This window comes from Streptomyces purpurascens (genome assembly GCF_045040895.1).
Classification (GTDB): domain Bacteria; phylum Actinomycetota; class Actinomycetes; order Streptomycetales; family Streptomycetaceae; genus Streptomyces; species Streptomyces purpurascens.
Genome location: NZ_CP108341.1, coordinates 2,270,762 through 2,288,111 on the forward strand (window position 1 = coordinate 2,270,762; position 17,350 = coordinate 2,288,111).

16 protein-coding genes and 1 pseudogene are annotated in these 17,350 nt (G+C 71.0%); 12 read left to right on the forward strand and 5 right to left on the reverse strand.

Features of this window, described 5'->3' with window-relative positions; translation table 11 throughout:
- Positions 1-34 precede the first annotated feature (34 nt).
- Both OHU35_RS10375 and OHU35_RS10380 read left to right on the forward strand, forming a co-directional pair.
- Positions 35-1,108 carry a LacI family DNA-binding transcriptional regulator gene (locus OHU35_RS10375; protein ID WP_189730991.1) on the forward strand — a complete coding sequence of 358 codons (1,074 nt, stop codon included), beginning with the start codon at positions 35-37 and terminating at the stop codon, positions 1,106-1,108.
- A 57-nt stretch (positions 1,109-1,165) separates the two neighbouring features.
- On the forward strand, positions 1,166-2,074 hold the full coding sequence (locus OHU35_RS10380) for a carbohydrate kinase (RefSeq protein ID WP_189730989.1): 909 nt from the start codon (positions 1,166-1,168) through the stop codon (positions 2,072-2,074).
- Between the two features lie 6 nt (positions 2,075-2,080).
- Here OHU35_RS10380 and OHU35_RS10385 read toward each other — a convergent pair whose 3' ends face one another.
- A complete protein-coding gene (locus OHU35_RS10385; RefSeq protein WP_189730987.1) occupies positions 2,081-2,944 on the reverse strand; it encodes a helix-turn-helix domain-containing protein in 864 nt (287 codons plus the stop codon).
- Positions 2,945-3,045: 101 nt separating this feature from the next.
- Here OHU35_RS10385 and OHU35_RS10390 point away from each other — a divergent pair, with 101 nt between their 5' ends.
- Positions 3,046-3,609 carry a YceI family protein gene (locus OHU35_RS10390; protein WP_189730985.1) on the forward strand — a complete coding sequence of 188 codons (564 nt, stop codon included), beginning with the start codon at positions 3,046-3,048 and terminating at the stop codon, positions 3,607-3,609.
- Between the two features lie 65 nt (positions 3,610-3,674).
- Here the strand turns inward: OHU35_RS10390 and uvrA are convergent, their stop codons facing one another.
- The gene (uvrA, locus tag OHU35_RS10395) at positions 3,675-6,707 is read right to left on the reverse strand and encodes an excinuclease ABC subunit UvrA (protein WP_189730983.1); all 3,033 of its coding nucleotides are present in this window, start codon (positions 6,705-6,707) and stop codon (positions 3,675-3,677) included.
- Between the two features lie 222 nt (positions 6,708-6,929).
- Between uvrA and OHU35_RS10400 the strand changes: the two genes are divergently transcribed.
- Positions 6,930-7,619: a maleylpyruvate isomerase family mycothiol-dependent enzyme gene (locus tag OHU35_RS10400; RefSeq protein WP_405505190.1), complete on the forward strand. Its 690-nt coding sequence runs from the start codon at positions 6,930-6,932 to the stop codon at positions 7,617-7,619.
- Between the two features lie 35 nt (positions 7,620-7,654).
- Complete coding sequence (locus tag OHU35_RS10405) at positions 7,655-8,308, forward strand: MBL fold metallo-hydrolase (protein WP_189730979.1); 654 nt, start codon at positions 7,655-7,657, stop codon at positions 8,306-8,308.
- A gap of 558 nt (positions 8,309-8,866) precedes the next feature.
- Here the strand turns inward: OHU35_RS10405 and OHU35_RS10410 are convergent.
- Both OHU35_RS10410 and OHU35_RS10415 read right to left on the reverse strand, forming a co-directional pair.
- On the reverse strand, positions 8,867-10,498 hold the full coding sequence (locus OHU35_RS10410) for an MFS transporter (RefSeq protein ID WP_405505191.1): 1,632 nt from the start codon (positions 10,496-10,498) through the stop codon (positions 8,867-8,869).
- Positions 10,499-10,592: 94 nt separating this feature from the next.
- Positions 10,593-11,609, reverse strand: a complete 1,017-nt coding sequence (locus tag OHU35_RS10415) for an NAD(P)/FAD-dependent oxidoreductase (protein ID WP_405509203.1) — start codon at positions 11,607-11,609, stop codon at positions 10,593-10,595.
- 25 nt (positions 11,610-11,634) lie between these two features.
- Between OHU35_RS10415 and OHU35_RS10420 the strand changes: the two genes are divergently transcribed.
- The 6 genes and pseudogenes from OHU35_RS10420 to OHU35_RS10445 all read left to right on the forward strand — a co-directional run bounded on the left by OHU35_RS10420 (position 11,635) and on the right by OHU35_RS10445 (position 15,662).
- Complete coding sequence (locus OHU35_RS10420; protein WP_405505192.1) at positions 11,635-11,934, forward strand: hypothetical protein; 300 nt, start codon at positions 11,635-11,637, stop codon at positions 11,932-11,934.
- A gap of 90 nt (positions 11,935-12,024) precedes the next feature.
- Entirely contained in the window at positions 12,025-12,648 is a 624-nt protein-coding gene (locus tag OHU35_RS10425) for a TetR/AcrR family transcriptional regulator (protein WP_359895285.1), read from the forward strand.
- 14 nt (positions 12,649-12,662) lie between these two features.
- Positions 12,663-12,773, forward strand: a pseudogene (locus OHU35_RS10430) (MBL fold metallo-hydrolase); the annotation flags it as partial.
- A 368-nt stretch (positions 12,774-13,141) separates the two neighbouring features.
- Complete coding sequence (locus OHU35_RS10435) at positions 13,142-14,014, forward strand: ABC transporter substrate-binding protein (RefSeq protein WP_405505193.1); 873 nt, start codon at positions 13,142-13,144, stop codon at positions 14,012-14,014.
- Positions 14,011-14,913, forward strand: a complete 903-nt coding sequence (locus OHU35_RS10440; protein ID WP_405505194.1) for an amino acid ABC transporter permease — start codon at positions 14,011-14,013, stop codon at positions 14,911-14,913. The genes OHU35_RS10435 and OHU35_RS10440 overlap by 4 nt, the downstream gene beginning before the upstream one ends.
- On the forward strand, positions 14,910-15,662 hold the full coding sequence (locus OHU35_RS10445; RefSeq protein ID WP_189730968.1) for an amino acid ABC transporter ATP-binding protein: 753 nt from the start codon (positions 14,910-14,912) through the stop codon (positions 15,660-15,662). Before OHU35_RS10440 ends, OHU35_RS10445 begins: the two co-directional genes overlap by 4 nt.
- Positions 15,663-15,715: 53 nt before the next feature.
- On the opposite strand, the gene aroQ is transcribed toward OHU35_RS10445, so the two are convergent.
- Positions 15,716-16,189 carry a type II 3-dehydroquinate dehydratase gene (gene aroQ, locus OHU35_RS10450; protein ID WP_184596819.1) on the reverse strand — a complete coding sequence of 158 codons (474 nt, stop codon included), beginning with the start codon at positions 16,187-16,189 and terminating at the stop codon, positions 15,716-15,718.
- A gap of 103 nt (positions 16,190-16,292) precedes the next feature.
- Here aroQ and OHU35_RS10455 point away from each other — a divergent pair, with 103 nt between their 5' ends.
- Complete coding sequence (locus tag OHU35_RS10455; protein ID WP_405505195.1) at positions 16,293-17,339, forward strand: S66 peptidase family protein; 1,047 nt, start codon at positions 16,293-16,295, stop codon at positions 17,337-17,339.
- Positions 17,340-17,350 lie beyond the last annotated feature (11 nt).

The following is a 17,350-nucleotide window of genomic DNA, read 5'->3' on the forward strand; positions in this document are numbered from 1 at the left end:
CCGCCGGACCGCCGGAAGCGGAGGAGGGAACGGCATGGCGACCATGGCCGACGTCGCGCGGAGCGCCGGTGTCTCCGTGGCGACCGTCTCGCACGTGCTGAACGGCACCCGGCCGGTGCTGCCGCACACCCGCCAAGCGGTCCTGGACGCCGTGGAGGAGCTCGGCTACACCACGAACACGCTGGCCCGTTCCCTGGTGACGTCCCGCACCCGTTCCATCGGGCTGGCGGTGTCGGCGATCAGCAACCCGTACTTCACGGAGATCCTCCAGGGCGTCGAGGCCAGTGCCCTGGAACACGGCTACAGCCTGCTGATCGCCGATCCGCACGACGACCCGGAGCACGAGCGCAAGGTCGTCCAGCTGCTGCACGAGCGCCGGGTGGACGGCATGATCGTCGCGCCCTCGGCGGATCCGCGCGGACTGCTCGCCTACCTGGGGCGGCACGACGTACCGGCGGTGTTCCTCGACCGGCTGGTGGACGCCCCGGCGGCGGACGGCGGTCCGCGTTTCGACCAGGTGTGCGCCGACAACGCCGAACCGACGTCCCGGCTGGTCACCCATCTCGCCGGCCTCGGCCACCGGCGGATCGGGCTGGTGGCGGGGCGGCCGGGGCTCAGCACCACGAGCGAGCGGATCACCGGCTACCGGAGCGGTCTCGCCTTCGCGGGACTGCCGTACGACGAACGGCTCCTGGCGCACGGCGACTCGGAGTCGGCCGGTGGCGAGCAGGCCACCGCGGCCCTGCTGTCCCTCGCCGTGCCGCCCACCGCGCTCGTCACCGGCAACAACGCCATGACCATCGGAACCCTGCGTGCCCTGCGCGCCCGCGGCCTGTCCGTACCGGGCGACATCGCGCTGTGCTGCTTCGACGACTTCGCGTGGGCGGATCTGTTCTCGCCGCGGCTCACCGCGATCGCGCAGCCCAGCAAGGACATCGGCGCCCGGGCCGTACGCGTGCTCCTGGAGCGTCTCGCCGAGCCGGACCGGCCGGCGCGGACCGTGCGGCTCCCCTCCGCCTTCGTCCATCGCACATCGTGCGGCTGCCCGGAGGAGCCGACGCGATCCGAGCATCCCGAACGGCCTCAGCAGGCCCAACAGCCCCAGTAATCCGCGCGGTCCGCGCGATCCGCGCGAGGCCGGGCAGTCCGAGAGAGGAACCGTCGCATGATCGTCGTCGCCGGTGAGGCACTGATCGACCTGGTACCGCGGGGCGCGGGTGCCCTGGCGGCGCTGCAGCCGGCGCTCGGCGGCGGCCCGTACAACACGGCCGTGGCGCTGGGCCGCCTCGGCTCCCCCGCCGCCTTCTGCTCCCGGGTGTCGTACGACGCCTTCGGGGAGGCGCTGCTGGACAGGCTGAGCGAGACCGGGGTCGACGTGGCGTCGGTGCAGCGCGGCGCCGAGCCGACGACCCTCGCCGTCGCCACGGTCGGGGTGGACGGCTCGGCGGCGTACTCCTTCTACGTGGACGGGACGGCGGACCGGCTGTTCGCGGCGCCCTCCGCGCTGCCGTCGGGCACCCGTGCGGTCTCCTTCGGCACCTGCTCGCTGGTGCTGGAGCCGGGGGCGAGCGCGTACGAGGAGCTGATGCGTTCGGCGGCCGCGCAGGGCGTGTTCACCGCGCTGGACCCGAACATCAGGGCCGGGCTGATCCCGGACGCGGACGCCTACCGGGCGCGGTTCAAGAGCTGGCTGCCGTCGGTGTCGCTGCTGAAGCTGTCCGCCGAGGACGCCCAGTGGCTCGGTGGCACGCCCCGGGAGTGGCTGGCGGCCGGCCCGGCAGCGGTCGTGATCACCCGGGGCGGCGACGGGCTGACCGTCTTCACCGCCGACGGCGGCGAGTACGCGGTGCCGGGCGAGCGAGTGGAGGTCGTGGACACGATCGGCGCGGGCGACACGGTCAACGCGGCGCTGCTGCACGGTCTCGCGGTACGCGACGCCCTCAGCGAGCGGGCCCTGGCCGCACTGGGGTCCGACGGCTGGACGGAACTGCTGGGCTTCGCGGCCCGCGCCGCGGCGGTCACCTGCTCACGGGCGGGGGCGGAGCCGCCGTTCGCGCACGAGCTGGACGGCTGAATCCGCTCAGCCGGCCTCGCCCACGGCCCGCAGCGCGCCGGGGCGGCGGCCGTCGAGGCGGTCCAGGGCGGCGGCCGTGGCATCGTCGGCGGGCAGGTGGACGATCACGCGCTGGCCCTCGTCGGGCAGTACGAGCGTCTCTTGCAGCAGGCGCAGCGATCCGGCCTCCGGGTGCTCGATGTGCTGGGTCGCCGTCCGCCGTGGCACCACGGCCAGGTCCATGAACCGGTCGGCGAAGTCCGCCCCCGCCGTCACTGTCAGCTCGTCGGCCAGCTCAGCGACGTACGGGTCCCGGAGAGGGGCCCCGTGCCGGAGCCGGGCTACGAGGTCGTCGGCCACCCGGTCCCAGTCGCGGTAGGCGCTGCGGGCCCGCTCGTCGGTGAACAGGTATCGGAGCAGGTTGGGCCGCTCGTCGTCGAGCAGGCCGATGGGGCCGGCCAGCCGCTCGTAGCCCGCGGTGTGGGCGAGGATGTCGCCGATCCAGTTGACCACCAGCGCGGGGGTCGGCTCCAGGCGGTCCAGCACGGACCGGACGGTGGGGCGCGCCGTGCGGCCGAGCGACGGGGCCGCCGCGCAGATCAGCGGGTCGCCGCCGTTCGCCTCCTTGGTCAGGCGGCGCAGCAGCATCCGGTCGTTGAGCGACAGGTGCAGGGCGTCCGCGACGGCACCGAGCACCTGGGCGGAGGGGTTGCTGTCGCGTCCCTGTTCCAGCCGGGTGAGGTACTCGACGCTGATGCCCGCGAGCGTGGCCAGTTCGGCGCGCCGCAGGCCCGGGGTGCGGCGCCGCTGCCCCTTGGGCAGCCCCACCTCGGCGGGGCTGACGGCTTCACGCCAGGTGCGCAGGAAGGTGCCCAACTCGTTGTCGCTCACCCGTCGAACGTACAACGCGCGCGGGCGCGGATCGTGGCCCTGCCACTACCAGGCTCCGGACGGTCTCCCTCCTGGGCCGCCCGGCCCTCAGGGTGGAGCACATGACGAATGACATCGCTGCCGCCGCTTCCGCCACCGCCCTGCCGCTCGCTCCGGGGAACTGGGCCCTGGACCCGCTCCACTCCTCCGTGAACTTCACCATCCGTCACCTGGGCATCGCCAAGGTGCGGGGTCGTTTCGAGCGGTTGGAGGCCGAACTCTCCGTCGGGGAACGGGTCGAGGACGTGCGGGTCTCCGCGACCGTCGACCTGGCCTCGATCGACACGGGCAACGCCGACCGGGACGCGCACGTCCGCGCCTCCGACCTGCTCGACGTAGAGAAGCGCCCGACGATGACGTACCGCTCGACGCGGGTGTCGGGTGAGGGTGAGGACTGGACGATGGAGGGTGAGCTGACGATCGGCGGGGTGACCCGGCCGGTGACGCTCGCCGTGGAGTTCGGCGGGCTGGTCGAGGTGCCCATGGACGGCAGCCGGCATGCCGGGTTCGAGGCGACGGGCGAGATCCGGCGCAGCGAGTTCGGGCTCGACTTCGCTCCCGGTCTGCTCGGGGAAGTGGTGAAGATCCAGCTCGACATGCAGTTCGTGGAGCCGAAGAACGACTGATCAACACACCGACGCGCCGTGCCCCACGGGAACTTCCCATGGAGCCCGGCGCGTCGGCGCAGCCCTCAGCCCTTGGTCGTCCGCGTCGTCTTCTTCGCGGCGGCCTTCGCGGTCTTGGTGGTCTTGGCCGCCGCCTTCTTGGTGGCGGTGCTGTTGACCCTCTTGGTGGCGGTCTTCTTCGCCGGGGCCTGCGCCGCGACCGTCTTCTTCGCCGCCGTCCTGCGCGGTGCCGGCACCGAGGCCGCGTCGCTGATGCGGTCGGCGCCGAGGACCTCCTGGAGGAACTTGCCGGTGTGGCTGGTCGGGACCGCGGCGACCTGCTCGGGGGTGCCCTCGGCGACGACCAGGCCGCCGCCGGCACCGCCCTCGGGGCCCATGTCGACGATCCAGTCGGCGGTCTTGATCACGTCGAGGTTGTGCTCGATGACGATGACCGTGTTGCCCTTGTCGACCAGTCCGGACAGGACCGTCAGCAGCTTGCTGATGTCCTCGAAGTGCAGACCGGTGGTCGGCTCGTCCAGGACGTAGACCGTGCGGCCGGTGGAGCGGCGCTGCAGCTCGCTGGCGAGCTTGACGCGCTGGGCCTCACCGCCGGACAGGGTGGTCGCGGACTGGCCGAGCCGGACGTAGCCGAGGCCGACGTCCTTCAGGGTCTTCATGTGGCGGGAGATCGCGGGGACCGCCTCGAAGAACTCCGTGGCCTCCTCGATCGGCATGTTCAGGACGTCGGCGATGGACTTGCCCTTGTAGTGGACCTCCAGGGTCTCCCGGTTGTACCGGGCGCCGTGGCAGACCTCGCACGGGACGTACACGTCCGGGAGGAAGTTCATCTCGATCTTGATGGTGCCGTCGCCCGAGCAGTTCTCGCAGCGGCCGCCCTTGACGTTGAAGGAGAAGCGGCCGGGCATGTAGCCGCGGACCTTCGCCTCGGTGGTCTCGGCGAACAGCTTGCGGATGTGGTCGAAGACGCCGGTGTAGGTGGCCGGGTTGGAGCGCGGGGTGCGGCCGATGGGCGACTGGTCGACATGCACGACCTTGTCGACGAGGTCGTCGCCGTCCACGCGCGTGTGCCGCCCGGGCACGCTCCTCGCGCCGTTCAGCTCACGGGCCAGGTGCGTGTACAGGATGTCGTTGACCAGGGTCGACTTGCCGGAGCCGGACACGCCGGTGACGGCGGTGAGCACGCCCAGCGGGAAGGACACGTCGATGTCCTGGAGGTTGTTCTCCCGGGCGCCGTGCACCGTGAGCTGCCGGGAGGGGTCCAGCGGGCGCCGGATGTCGGGCAGCGGGATGGCCTTCTTGCCGGACAGGTACAGACCGGTCTGGGACTCGGCGTTGGCGAGCAGCTCCTTCAGGGAGCCGCTGTGCACCACCTTGCCGCCGTGCTCACCGGCGCCGGGGCCGATGTCGACGATCCAGTCGGCGGTCTTGATGGTGTCCTCGTCGTGCTCGACGACGATGAGCGTGTTGCCCATGTCGCGCAGCCGTACCAGGGTCTCGATCAGGCGGTGGTTGTCGCGCTGGTGCAGGCCGATGGACGGCTCGTCGAGGACGTACAGGACGCCGACCAGGCCGGAGCCGATCTGGGTGGCCAGGCGGATGCGCTGGGCCTCGCCGCCGGAGAGGGTGCCGGCCGCGCGGTTCAGCGAGAGGTAGTCCAGGCCGACGTCGACCAGGAACCGCAGCCGTTCGTTGACCTCCTTCAGCACGCGCTCGGCGATCTTCTTGTCGCGGGCCGTGAGCTTCAGCTCGCCCAGGAAGTCCGCGCAGTCGCTGATCGACATCGCGGAGACCTCGGCGATGGACTTGTCCATGATCGTGACCGCGAGGACGATCGGCTTCAGACGCGTGCCCTCACAGGTCGGGCAGGGCACCTCGCGCATGTAGCCCTCGAAGCGCTCACGGCTGGAGTCGCTCTCGGCCTCGCTGTGCCGGCGCTTCACGAAGGGGACGGCCCCTTCGAAGGCCGTGGTGTACCGGCGCTCGCGCCCGTAGCGGTTGCGGTAGCGGACCTCGACCTGGGTCTTGTGGCCGTGGAGCAGGGCCTTCTTGGCGCGCTGCGGCAGGCCCGCGAAGGGGATGTCCGTACGGAAGCCCAGCGCGTCGGCCAGGGCGCCGATGAGGCGGCCGAAGTAGTCCTTGGTGTGGCCGTGCGACCAGGGGTGGATGGCGCCTTCGTCGAGGCTCTTGTCCTCGTCCGGGACGATCAGCTCCGCGTCGACCTCCATGCGCGTGCCGATGCCGGAGCAGTCCGGGCAGGCGCCGAAGGGCGAGTTGAAGGAGAAGGAGCGGGGCTCCAGCTCCTCGAAGGACAGGTCGTCGTACGGGCAGTACAGATGCTCCGAGTACATGCGCTCGCGCTCGGGGTCGTCCTCGGGGAGGTCGACGAAGTCGAGCACGACCATGCCGCCGGACAGGCCGAGGGCGGTCTCCACGGAGTCGGTGAGACGGCGCTTGGCGCCCTCCTTGACCGTGAGGCGGTCGACGACCACCTCGATGGTGTGCTTCTCCTGCTTCTTCAGCGTGGGCGGGTTCGACAGCTGGATCGTCTCGCCGTCCACCCGCGCGCGGGAGTAGCCCTTGGTCTGGAGCTCGGCGAAGAGATCGACGAACTCGCCCTTGCGCTCGCGCACCAGCGGCGACAGCACCTGGAAGCGGCTGCCCTCCGGCAGCTCCAGGACCTTGTCGACGATGGCCTGCGGCGACTGGCGGGAGATCGGGCGGCTGCACTCGGGGCAGTGCGGCTTGCCGATGCGCGCGAAGAGCAGACGCAGGTAGTCGTAGACCTCGGTGATGGTGCCGACCGTGGAGCGCGGGTTGCGCGAGGTCGACTTCTGGTCGATGGAGACCGCCGGGGAGAGGCCCTCGATGAAGTCGACGTCCGGCTTGTCCATCTGGCCGAGGAACTGCCGGGCGTAGGAGGAAAGCGACTCCACGTAGCGCCGCTGTCCCTCGGCGAAGATGGTGTCGAAGGCCAGCGAGGACTTGCCCGACCCCGACAGGCCCGTGAAGACGATGAGCGAGTCGCGCGGGAGGTCGAGCGAGACGTTCTTGAGGTTGTGCTCGCGCGCTCCACGAACGATGAGACGGTCGGCCACGCCGGTCCGCACCTTTCTTGAGAGAAGTGACAGGGGCGGGGCCCCCGTCTTTCTCAGACTAGGGGGAGCCACTGACAACGCCGGTCGGATTCACGGGTTGCCAACAAACCCCGGCTCTCCAGCATGCCCGACGCCACGTCCGACCCTATAGCACGTGCATTCGATTTACGGCACTCGTTCACCACCTTCACCCAAAGGTGTGGCGGGGCTAGGGTCAGCACCATGATTGATCACGGTCATGACCTGGCGTCTGTACGTGACGCTACGGACCGGCTGCTCATCGCAGTCGGCAAACTGGACAACGCGTCTGTGACGCAGCCGTCACGGCTTCCCGGCTGGACCCGCGGCCACGTCCTCGCCCACCTCGCCCGCAACGCGGACGCCCTCGTGAACGTCCTCGAGGGGCGTCCCATGTACGTCTCCGGCGAGGCCCGGGACAGCGACATCGAGCGGGACGCCCCGCGCGCCCTGGACGTCCAGCTCGCCGACCTGCGCGAGAGCGCGGCCCGCTTCCAGGAGACCGGGGCCGCTCCGGCGGACTGGTCGCGCACGGTGAAGCTGCGCAACGGGGTCACGGACTCCGCGTCCCGGGTGCCGTTCCGGCGGTGGGTGGAGGTGGAGCTGCATCACGTGGACCTGGGAATCGGGTACGAGCTGGAGGATCTGCCGGCGGAGTTCACCGAGCGGGAGATCGTCTTCCTGGCCGACCGGTTCGCCGGGCATCCCGACGTACCGCCCACCCGCCTCACGGACGGCACGCGCGCGTGGAGCACCGGACGGGAGCAGGGCGACGGGCCCGAGGTGACCGTCACCGGCTCCCCGGCCGATCTGCTGGGCTGGCTCGCCGGCCGCCGCGCCGGAACCGGCCTGACCGCGGCCGGGGGCCGGCTTCCGGCGCTGCCCCCGCTCTAGGACCCGGACCACCCCCCGGCTATAGGCTGGCGGACATGACGTACAGCGGAGAGGTGACGGTCGGCGGGCCTGCCGACGTGCACGAGCTCAAGGACCTGATGATCACCAAGATCGCGGTCGGTCCGATGAACAACAACGCCTATCTGCTGCGCTGCCGGGCCACGGACGAGCAGTTGCTGATCGACGCCGCGAACGAGGCGCACACACTGCTCGGCATGATCGGTGGCGACGGCATCGCGTCCGTCGTCACCACCCACCAGCACGGCGACCACTGGCAGGCGCTCGCCGAGGTCGTGGCGGCCACCGGCGCCCGCACGTACGCGGGCCGGGAGGACGCCGACGGCATCCCGGTACGGACCGACGTGCTGGTCGACGACGGCGACACCATCCAGGTGGGGCGCGTGGAACTCACCGCGCGCCACCTGGTCGGGCACACGCCCGGCTCGATCGCCCTCGTCTACGACGACCCGCACGGGCATCCCCATGTGTTCACCGGGGACTGCCTGTTCCCGGGCGGTCCCGGTCGGACAACACGTCCGGAAGAGTTCAACTCCCTGATGGGCGGCCTGGAGACCAAGCTCTTCGACGTCCTGCCCGACGAGACGTGGATCTACCCCGGCCACGGCAACGACACCACCATCGGCACGGAGCGGCCCCACCTCGCGGAGTGGCGCGCACGAGGCTGGTAACCGTCCACCGACGACCGCCCCAGTTTCGAAACCGAAGACGGGGCGGTCGCGCGTTCAGGCCCGTTCCGCGCTCGGGAGGGTCATACCCCACGGACGGTGGCCTCCAGAGCACCGTCACCGACGCCGGCAGCAGTGACCGCCAGGGTCGGGGGGGGACTGTTGCATGGGCTGCGGTCTGCCGGGCCGGGTTCACCTGGCAGGCAGCGGAACCTCCCACTTCTCCGCAATCCATCCCTTCGGCTCTCAGCCGTACTACGGGCCCGAAACACCCGCACGCAGATGGAGGCCGCGCTCAAGCGGGCTGCGACCGCCGCTGTCACCTCACCGCCCTTGGCCTCCGGGCCGCCCAGGAGAGCCCCGGGGCGGCCCGGAGGCCGAGGACGGTGAGGTGCTCCGGCAGAGGATCCGCGGGGCCGTGGACCGTGGACCACGCCCGCGCCCTGCGCGTCTCGCCGCGGGGCTCCTGCCCGACGCGCCTGGCGGGTGATCAGGCGGAGGCGGTGCCCGGCGACCCGGCGGACGCGTCCCCGGCGATCCAGTGGACGCCCCGCCGGCGATCTAGCGGGTGGACCCGGTGTGCTCCCGCACAGTCGCCGCCTCGCTCGCCGTCGTCCCGGCCCCCGGCTCGGCGCTCTTCCTCGCGAACCCGCGCCGGCCCGGCAGGACCGCGAGGACGATCAGTGTTCCGGCGGCCATGATGATCCCGCCGATGAGGCTGGTCTGGGCGACTCCGTGGGCGAAGGCCTGGTGGACGGCGTCCACGGCGGCCTGGGCCTGCTGGGGTCCGGCGGAGGGATCCTGCGCGACCCGCTCCGCGACGGCCAGGCCGGCGCCGACCGAGTCCTTGGCGGTCTCCATCGCCTCCGCCGGGAGCCGGTTGCCCACCAGGTCGGTCAGCTCGTCCCGGTAGGCCGTGCCCAGCAGCGAGCCCAGCACCGCGATGCCCAGCGCCCCGCCCAGCTCGAGCGCGGTGTCGTTGACACCGCCGCCGACGCCCAGCTCGGACTCGGGGAAGGAGCCCATGATCGTGTCGGTCGCCGGGGAGATGGCCAGTCCGAGCGCGAGGCCCAGCATCATCAGCGGCGCCAGGAAGTCCCCGTACGTCGACCCCTTGTCGATCTGGGTGAGCAGGAACATGCCCGCCGTGCCGACGGCCATGCCGGTCACGGCCATCACCCTCACACCCAGCTTCGGGGTGAGCATCCCGGTCAGTGCGGACCCGAGGAACACCGCACCGCCCAGCGGCAGCAGCCGTACACCCGTGTCGAGGGCGCCGTAGCCGAGGACGAACTGCAGGAACTGCGTCGCGTAGTAGATCACGGCGAACATGCCGAAGAAGAAGAACATCACCGCGAGCATCGAGCCGGTGAAGGGCCGCAGCGCGAACTTTCGGACGTCCAGCATCGGGTGCGGGTGCCGCAGCTCCCAGGCGACGAAGGCGACCAGACCGACACCGGCGACCACAGCGGCGGTGACGGGGCCGGCGCCCCAGCCGGAGTGCGGGCCCTCGATGGCGGCGTAGATCAGGGAGCCGACCGTGACGATCGACAGCAGACCACCGACGTAGTCGATCCGGCCCATGCCCTCCGCCTTGGACGGCGGTACCAGGGCGAGCGCGCCGAACACGGCGAGGACGGCGATCGGCACGTTGATCAGGAAGGTCGAGCCCCAGGCGTGGTCCTCGAGCAGCCAGCCGGAGACCAGCGGGCCGACGGCTACCGCCACCCCGGAGGTCGCGGCCCAGGCGGTGATGGCCTTGGCCCGCTCGCTCCGGGGGAAGGTCGCGACCACCAGGGACAGCGTGGCCGGCATCACGACCGCGGCACCGACACCCATGATCGCGCGGGCCACGATGACCAGTGAGGTCTCGTCGACCATGCTCCCCATCACCGAACCGCCGGCGAAGATCAGCAGACCCAGCACCAGCGCGCCGCGCCGGCTGTACTTGTCGCCGATCGCGCCCAGCACCAGCATCAGCGCCGCGTACGGAACGGTGTAGGAGTCGACGACCCACTGCAGATCACTGCTGCTCAGGCCCAGGTCGGTGGTCATATCGGGGGCGGCGACGATCAGCGACGTGTTCGCCATCACCGTGATCAGCAGGCTCAGGCACAACACGAGCAGCGCCCACCAGCGCCGCGCGTACGGCCCGGTCATCTTCTCCACGGGGGTGTTCGCAAGGAAGGGCATCAGTAGCTCCTAAGAGGGACGGGGCGGACGAGCGGAATCACGTAATTGCCCGTGAGGCGAGCGGGCGACGGGCTGAGATCTCCGGGCTTCAAGATCATCCTGTGGCCGCTTGTGGGCTTCCCCCGGCGATCCCCTGGAGGGCCGCGTCGGTGTCCGCGATGGCCAGCGCGCTGTTGATGTCGGCGCCGGCCAGTGCGCCGGCCGCTGCGGAGGCCCCGACCTGGGCGACCAGATCGGTGGCGTTGCCTGCCACCCACACACCCGGCACCTCAGTGGTGCCGGCCGTGCCGGAGGCGTAACCGCGGCCCTTCGGCAGGTCCTGCACCGGCAGGCCCAGACCTTCCAGGCCCTGGGTGCGGGCCTGCATCGGCGCGGCGACCGCAACGACGCGGCGGGCCACGACCTGGCCGTCGGCCAGGCGCACCCCGGCCAGGGCACCGTCCGTATCGTTGACGACCTCGGTGACCGTGGTGTCGATGACGCGGATGCCGCGGGCGGCGAAGCGGGCGCGGCTGTCCTCGTCCAGGTCGGTGCCGTGGGTGAAGTAGGTCAGGTCCTCGGTCAGCTGACGGAACAGATACGCGTGGCCGATGGAGGCCGGGCCGGTGGCGAGGATGCCGATGGGCTCATCGCGCACCTCCCAGCCGTGGCAGTACGGGCAGTGCACCACACTGTGCCCCCAGTGCTCGGCGAGCCCGGGCACCTCCGGCAGCACATCCGTGAGGCCGGTGGCCACCAGGATGCGGCGGGCGGTGATGCTGCGGCCGTCGGCCAGGGTGACGGTGAACCGCAGGTCCCCGTCCGCCGACGGGGCGGCGGACTCGGCCGAGACAACCTTGCCGAATACGACGCGTCCGCCGTACTGGCGTACCTGTTCCCGGCCCCGTCGAAGGATCTCGGACGGCGGGGTGCCGTCCAGGGCGAGGAGGCCGTGCACGGCCTCGGCGGGCGCGTTGCGCGGGGAGCCGCTGTCGATCACGACGACCGAGCGGCGGGAGCGGGCGAGGATCAGTGCACCGTTCAGCCCCGCGGCGCCCCCGCCGATCACCACCGCGTCGACGGTCCCCTCGGCCAGTGCGTCGCTCGCGTACGGAGGAGTCGCCACAGCCATGGCCTCCTGCGTTTCCTTATCAGTCATGGTTCGGTCAACCCTTCGAGTTCTGGGTGGTTGGAGGGGGGCAGCTGTTCAGAAAGCCGAGGATGTGGTCGGCGACCGTCTTGGGCTGTTCGAGGTTCAGGAAGTGCCCCGCGCCGAGGACAGCCCGACGTTCGTGATGTACAGATCCAGTCCGGCGATGAAACTCGCCGTCGCCAGGATCGCGAGGATCAGACCGGGCCTTGCAGGCCTGGAAGGCGTCGCAACGCCGGGCGCGGAGGAGTTCAAAAGCATGGGTTGCTCTCCATCGCGCCAGGCGTACACACACCCTGTCCGGTGAGCTCAGGATGGTTGTGTACTGAACAGTCAGAAACCTAGATGGTTCTGTACTGGGTTGTCAATAACGGCGGGTCGGCTTTACCTTCGGTGTATGGCGAGACCGCGAAGCTTCGACCCCGACCACGTCCTCCACGCCGCCGAGCGGCAGTTCCGCACCTCGGGCTACAACGGCACGAGCGTCGACGACATCAGCGCCGCCACCGGCCTGGGCCGCGGCAGCCTCTATGCCGCGTTCGACGGCAAGCACGGCGTGCTGCTGCAGTCGATGGCCGGCTACTTCGCCCGGCTGGGGCAGTTTGCGCCGAAGGCGCTCGCCGGACCGGACGAGGGTGCCCTGGAACGACTGCACGCGTACTTGCTCCGCGCCGTCCACGGGGTGCCACTCGCCGCCGACGTACCCCCCGCCCCTGACCGGGCGGCGGCGGCCTGCTTCGCCGCCAAGATGGCCCTGGAGATCGGCGCCTCCGACTCCGAGGTGAAACGCCTGGCCAACGACTGCTTCTCCGTGCTCGCGACGGCGGTAGCCGAGTGTGTGCGAGCGGCGCAGCGCAACGGCGACATCGACCCCGACGCGGATCCCGACGACCTTGCGTACCTTCTGCTGACCATCATCCGCGGGACCGATGTCGTAGGCGCGTACGGCCACAGTCCCGCCCGCCTGACCTCGATCGCGGAGAGCGCGTTCGCCTTGCTGCCTCGCCCGCGCCACCACTGACAAGGGCACGGCCGATCTTCGACGTCCTCCCGGACGAGACGTGGGTCTACCCGGGGCACGGCAACGACACGACGCTGGGCACGGAGCGCCCGCAGCTGCCGGAGTGGCACGCGCGCGGGTGGTGAGGCGCGCGGACGGCGAGGCCGGCGGGTGATGCCGCCCGCGGGTGAGAAGCCACGCAGGGGCGCAGGCGCGGTGAGTCGCGAGCCGCGCACGCGCCCCGTGTGAACGCTTCACACACGCCGGTGTCGTGCGCGCGCTCCCCCTCCATGTAGTTGCGCGGTCAACTGGTAGGAGCCCCGCGCAGGATGACGGCTCCTGGGCGGATGGGCCGCCGGCCTGTCGATCCCCGCCCTCGGCCGGCGGCCCCGGCACCCGCCCGGCACGGCGCGCGGCGGGAAGTGTTCACAAGAACGCAACACCCGCTCCCACGATGCGAGCACTTACCGTCGTGACCTCGACAAACGGGCCCGTCGGCTGCCAATCTCGCGCCATGCATCCTGCCCCGCGCGCCCTGCGCCGCGCTGCCGCCGCCGTCGTCCTTCTCGCCGCCGCCGTGAGCTGTGCTCCGCAGCCGGAGGCGTCGGACGGGCCATCGGCTTCGGCCGGAAGCACCTGCGCCAAGGGCAAGTTGGCCACCCACACCTCGGGCAAGCTGACGATCGCCACCGACGAACCCGCCTACGAGCCGTGGTTCAAGGACGACGACCCCGCCGGCGGCAAGGGCTTCGAGTCGGCGGTCGCGTACGCCGTCGCCGAGCGGCTCGGGTACGGCAAGGACAAGGTCGCCTGGCAGACCGTCCCGTTCAACAAGGCCTTCGCGCCCGGCGAGAAGACCTTCGACTTCGACATCAACCAGGTGTCCGTCAGCGCCGAACGCAAGAGGGCCGTGGACTTCTCGTCCGGCTACTACGACGTGCGCCAGGCCGTCGTCGCGCTGAAGGGCTCCAAGGCCGCGAAGGCGAAGAGCATCGCCGACCTGAAGGACGTGAAGCTGGGCGCCCAGGTCGGCACCACCAGCCTCGACTACATCGACGACGTGGTGAAGCCGAAGCAGACGGCGGCCGTCTACGCCAAGAACGACCAGGCCAAGTCCGCGCTGAAGAACGGCCAGGTCGGCGCCATCGTCGTCGACCTGCCGACGGCCTTCTACATCACCGGGGCCGAGATCACGGACGCGACGATCGTCGGCCAGTTCGAGAGCCAGGGCGGTACGCCGGAGCAGTTCGGCCTCGTGCTCGACAAGGGCAGCGCGCTCACCCCCTGTGTCTCGCGGGCCGTGGACGCGCTGCGCGAGGACGGCACGCTCGCCAAGCTCGAGCAGCAGTGGCTGTCGGACGCCGTCGACGCCCCGGTGCTCAAGTGACGGTGAACAAGGAGGAGCTGGCGGAGGGCTCCGGCGAGCACGAAGCGCCGGACGGGTACGTCCCCTCGCAGCGGCGCCTGGACCGTGAGCGTTACAAGCGCGCCCGGGCCCGGCGTGCCACCGCGATCGGCGCGCTCTCGACCCTCGTCACCGGAGCGGTCCTCTACCTGGTCGTCGTCAACGCCCCGGGCTGGCCGCGCACCAAGGAGACCTTCTTCGACTGGGGGTACGCGCGCGAGGCGTTCCCGAAGGTCCTCGACGGGCTGTGGCTGAACGTCCGGCTGCTGCTGATCTGCGGTGTCGCGGTGCTCGTCCTCGGCATGCTGATCGCCGTCGCGCGGACGCTGCGCGGCCCGGTGTTCTTCCCGCTGCGCGCCCTGGCCGCCGCCTACACGGACTTCTTCCGGGGGCTGCCGCTCATCATCAACCTGATGATCGTGGTCCTCGGCGTCCCGGCGCTGCGGCTCCAGGGGGTGACCGTCGACCCGGTGCTCCTCGGCGGCACCGCGCTCACCCTGACGTACTCGGCGTACGTCGCCGAGGTGTTCCGCGCCGGCATCGAGTCCGTGCATCCCTCGCAGCGCGCCGCGGCCCGCTCGCTCGGGCTCAGCAACCGTCAGGCGCTGCGCCACGTGGTGCTGCCCCAGGCCGTACGCCGCCAGGTGCCGCCGCTGCTGAACGACCTGGTGTCGCTCCAGAAGGACACCGGGCTGGTCTCGATCGGCGGTGCGGTGGACGCCGTACGGGCCGCCGACATCATCGTCGGACGCAGCCTCAACTACACGCCGTACATCGTCGCGGGGCTGGTCTTCGTCGCGCTGACCATCCCCATGACCCGCTTCACGGACTGGGTGACGGCACGGATGGACCGCCGACAGGCCCAGGGAGGAACCACATGAGCGAGGCGCCCGTGCTGCGCATGGAGTCCGTCCGCAAGACCTTCGGCGGCTCGGTCGTCCTGCGGGACGTCGACCTGGAGGTGGCCCCGCACACGGTCACCGCGCTGATCGGCGCCTCCGGCTCCGGCAAGTCCACGCTGCTGCGGTGCGCGAACCTGCTGGAGGAGATCGACGACGGGGCGATCTGGCTGGACGGCGAGGAGATCACCGACCCGCGCGTCGACCAGGACGCCGTGCGCCGCCGGATCGGCGTGGTCTTCCAGTCGTACAACCTCTTCCCGCACATGACGGTCCTGGAGAACATCACGCTCGCTCCGCGCCGGGTGCACGGCCTGCCCCGCGCCGAGGCCGAGGCACGCGCGCGTGAGCTGCTGGAGCGGCTGGGGCTGGGCGGGAAGGCGGGCGAGTACCCGGACCGGCTGAGCGGCGGCCAGCAGCAGCGGGTGGCGATCGTGCGTGCCCTGGCCGTACGCCCCCGGCTGCTGCTGCTCGACGAGATCACCGCCGCGCTCGATCCCGAGCTGGTGGGCGAGGTCCTCACGGTCGTCCGCGATCTGAAGGACGAGGGCATGACCATGGTGCTGGCCACGCACGAGATGGGCTTCGCACGGGAGGTCGCCGACCAGGTGTGCTTCCTGGAGGGCGGCGTGGTGCTGGAACGCGGCACCGCCGAGCAGGTCTTCGGGGAACCGCGGCAGGAGCGCACACGGCGCTTCCTGCGGCGGATCGTGGAGGCGGGGCGGCTGTAGCGGATGTAAGGGGCGCTCGCCCTGTGCGTCGGGGCTTACACCGCGGGCGGGGCCTAGGCGTCCGCCTGTCCCGCCCCCGCCAGCGCCGCGACGCGCTCCACCCCGAACACATAGCCCTGGACTCCGCAGCCCGCGATGACCCCGTCCGCACGCAGCGAGACGTAGGAGTGATGCCGGAACGACTCGCGCTTGTGGATGTTGGAGATGTGGACCTCCAACACCGGCATGCCGTCACAGGTGTTGAGGGCATCCAGGATGGCGACGGACGTGTGCGAGTAGGCGCCCGGGTTGATCACGATGCCGCAGTGGTTCAGCCGCGCCTCGTGGATCCAGTCCACCAGCTCGCCCTCGTGGTTGGACTGGCGGAAGTCGACCGTGCCGCCGTGGGCGGCCGCCGCCTTGGCGCACAGGGCCTCCACGTCGGCGAGCGTGTCGGAGCCGTAGATCTCCGGCTGACGCTGGCCGAGCAGGTTCAGGTTGGGGCCGTTGAGGATCATGATCGGGGCGTTGGCCAGGGTGCGGGGCACGGTTCCTCCGGTCCGTTCAGGGTCGGGCGGCCCGTGACGGACCGCTGCTCGGACCCGGTTTATCACGGTGCGCCGACAGCCCGCCGGGCCGTAGCCTCCCGGCATGACGAGCCTCTCCTACCCGCCCAAGCCGTCCCCCGGTGACCGTATCGCCGTGATCTCCCCCTCCTCCGGCCTGCCGGGGCTCTTCCCGCTCCCCTACGAGCTGGGGCTGGAGCGGCTGCGCAAGGAGTACGGGCTGGAGCCGGTCGAGTATCCGGCGACGCGCAAGATGGGCTCGACGCCCCGGGAGCGGGCCGACGACATCCACGCCGCCTTCTCCGATCCGGACATCAAGGCGGTCATCGCTTCGATCGGCGGGGACGACCAGATCACCGTGCTGCCGCTGCTGGACCGGGAGTTGATCCGGGCGAACCCGAAGCCGTTCTTCGGGATGAGCGACAACACCAACCTGCTCGCCTTCCTGCGCAACAGCGGCATCGTCGGATTCCACGGCGCGAGCGTCATGTGCGAGCTCGGCCGTCCTGGTGCCCTGCACCCGCAGACCGCCGACTCCCTGCGTGCGGCCCTGTTCACCTCCGGCCCGTACGAGCTGAAGCCCGCCGAGCGATGGCGTGACATCGACCGGGACTGGGCTGATCCGGAGACCTTCGATGCCGAGCCGGAGACCCGGGACGGGACCGGCTGGACCTGGGTCAACGCCGACCGTGTGGTGGAGGGCCGCAGTTGGGGCGGCTGCCTGGAGATCCTCGGCTGGCTGCTGATGGCCGACCGCGAGATCGCGCACGACCCGTCCGAGTACGACGGCGGTGTGCTCCTGCTGGAGACCTCGGAGGACATGCCGAGTGCCACGGAGGTCTTCAGCACCCTGCGCAACATGGGCGAGCGCGGGCTGCTCCGGCGCTTCCCGGCGCTGCTGATGGGCCGCCCGAAGACCTGGTCCTTCGAGCGGCCCAACACCCCTGAGGAGGCCGCTCGTTACGCGTCCGACCAGCGGGAGGCGGTCCTGCGCGCCATGCGGGCCTACGCTCCCGACACCACGATCGTCTTCGACGTGGACTTCGGGCACACCGATCCGCAACTGGTGATCCCCTACGGGGGCACCGTGCGCGTGGACGGACCGGAGCGGCGCATCACGGTCACATACTGAGGACCCCCCGA

What these genes read in the sequence shown, in the direction of transcription:
- OHU35_RS10445 (WP_189730968.1), top strand. Translation starts at nt 14,910, where the DNA reads ATGAGCGAGGCGCCCGTGCTGCGCATGGAGTCCGTCCGCAAGACCTTC.
- OHU35_RS10425 (WP_359895285.1), top strand. Translation starts at nt 12,025, where the DNA reads ATGGCGAGACCGCGAAGCTTCGACCCCGACCACGTCCTCCACGCCGCC.
- OHU35_RS10415 (WP_405509203.1), bottom strand. Translation starts at nt 11,609, where the DNA reads ATGGCTGTGGCGACTCCTCCGTACGCGAGCGACGCACTGGCCGAGGGG.
- OHU35_RS10400 (WP_405505190.1), top strand. Translation starts at nt 6,930, where the DNA reads ATGATTGATCACGGTCATGACCTGGCGTCTGTACGTGACGCTACGGAC.
- OHU35_RS10405 (WP_189730979.1), top strand. Translation starts at nt 7,655, where the DNA reads ATGACGTACAGCGGAGAGGTGACGGTCGGCGGGCCTGCCGACGTGCAC.
- OHU35_RS10410 (WP_405505191.1), bottom strand. Translation starts at nt 10,498, where the DNA reads ATGCCCTTCCTTGCGAACACCCCCGTGGAGAAGATGACCGGGCCGTAC.
- OHU35_RS10435 (WP_405505193.1), top strand. Translation starts at nt 13,142, where the DNA reads ATGCATCCTGCCCCGCGCGCCCTGCGCCGCGCTGCCGCCGCCGTCGTC.
- OHU35_RS10375 (WP_189730991.1), top strand. Translation starts at nt 35, where the DNA reads ATGGCGACCATGGCCGACGTCGCGCGGAGCGCCGGTGTCTCCGTGGCG.
- OHU35_RS10420 (WP_405505192.1), top strand. Translation starts at nt 11,635, where the DNA reads ATGGTTCGGTCAACCCTTCGAGTTCTGGGTGGTTGGAGGGGGGCAGCT.
- OHU35_RS10380 (WP_189730989.1), top strand. Translation starts at nt 1,166, where the DNA reads ATGATCGTCGTCGCCGGTGAGGCACTGATCGACCTGGTACCGCGGGGC.
- OHU35_RS10455 (WP_405505195.1), top strand. Translation starts at nt 16,293, where the DNA reads ATGACGAGCCTCTCCTACCCGCCCAAGCCGTCCCCCGGTGACCGTATC.
- OHU35_RS10390 (WP_189730985.1), top strand. Translation starts at nt 3,046, where the DNA reads ATGACGAATGACATCGCTGCCGCCGCTTCCGCCACCGCCCTGCCGCTC.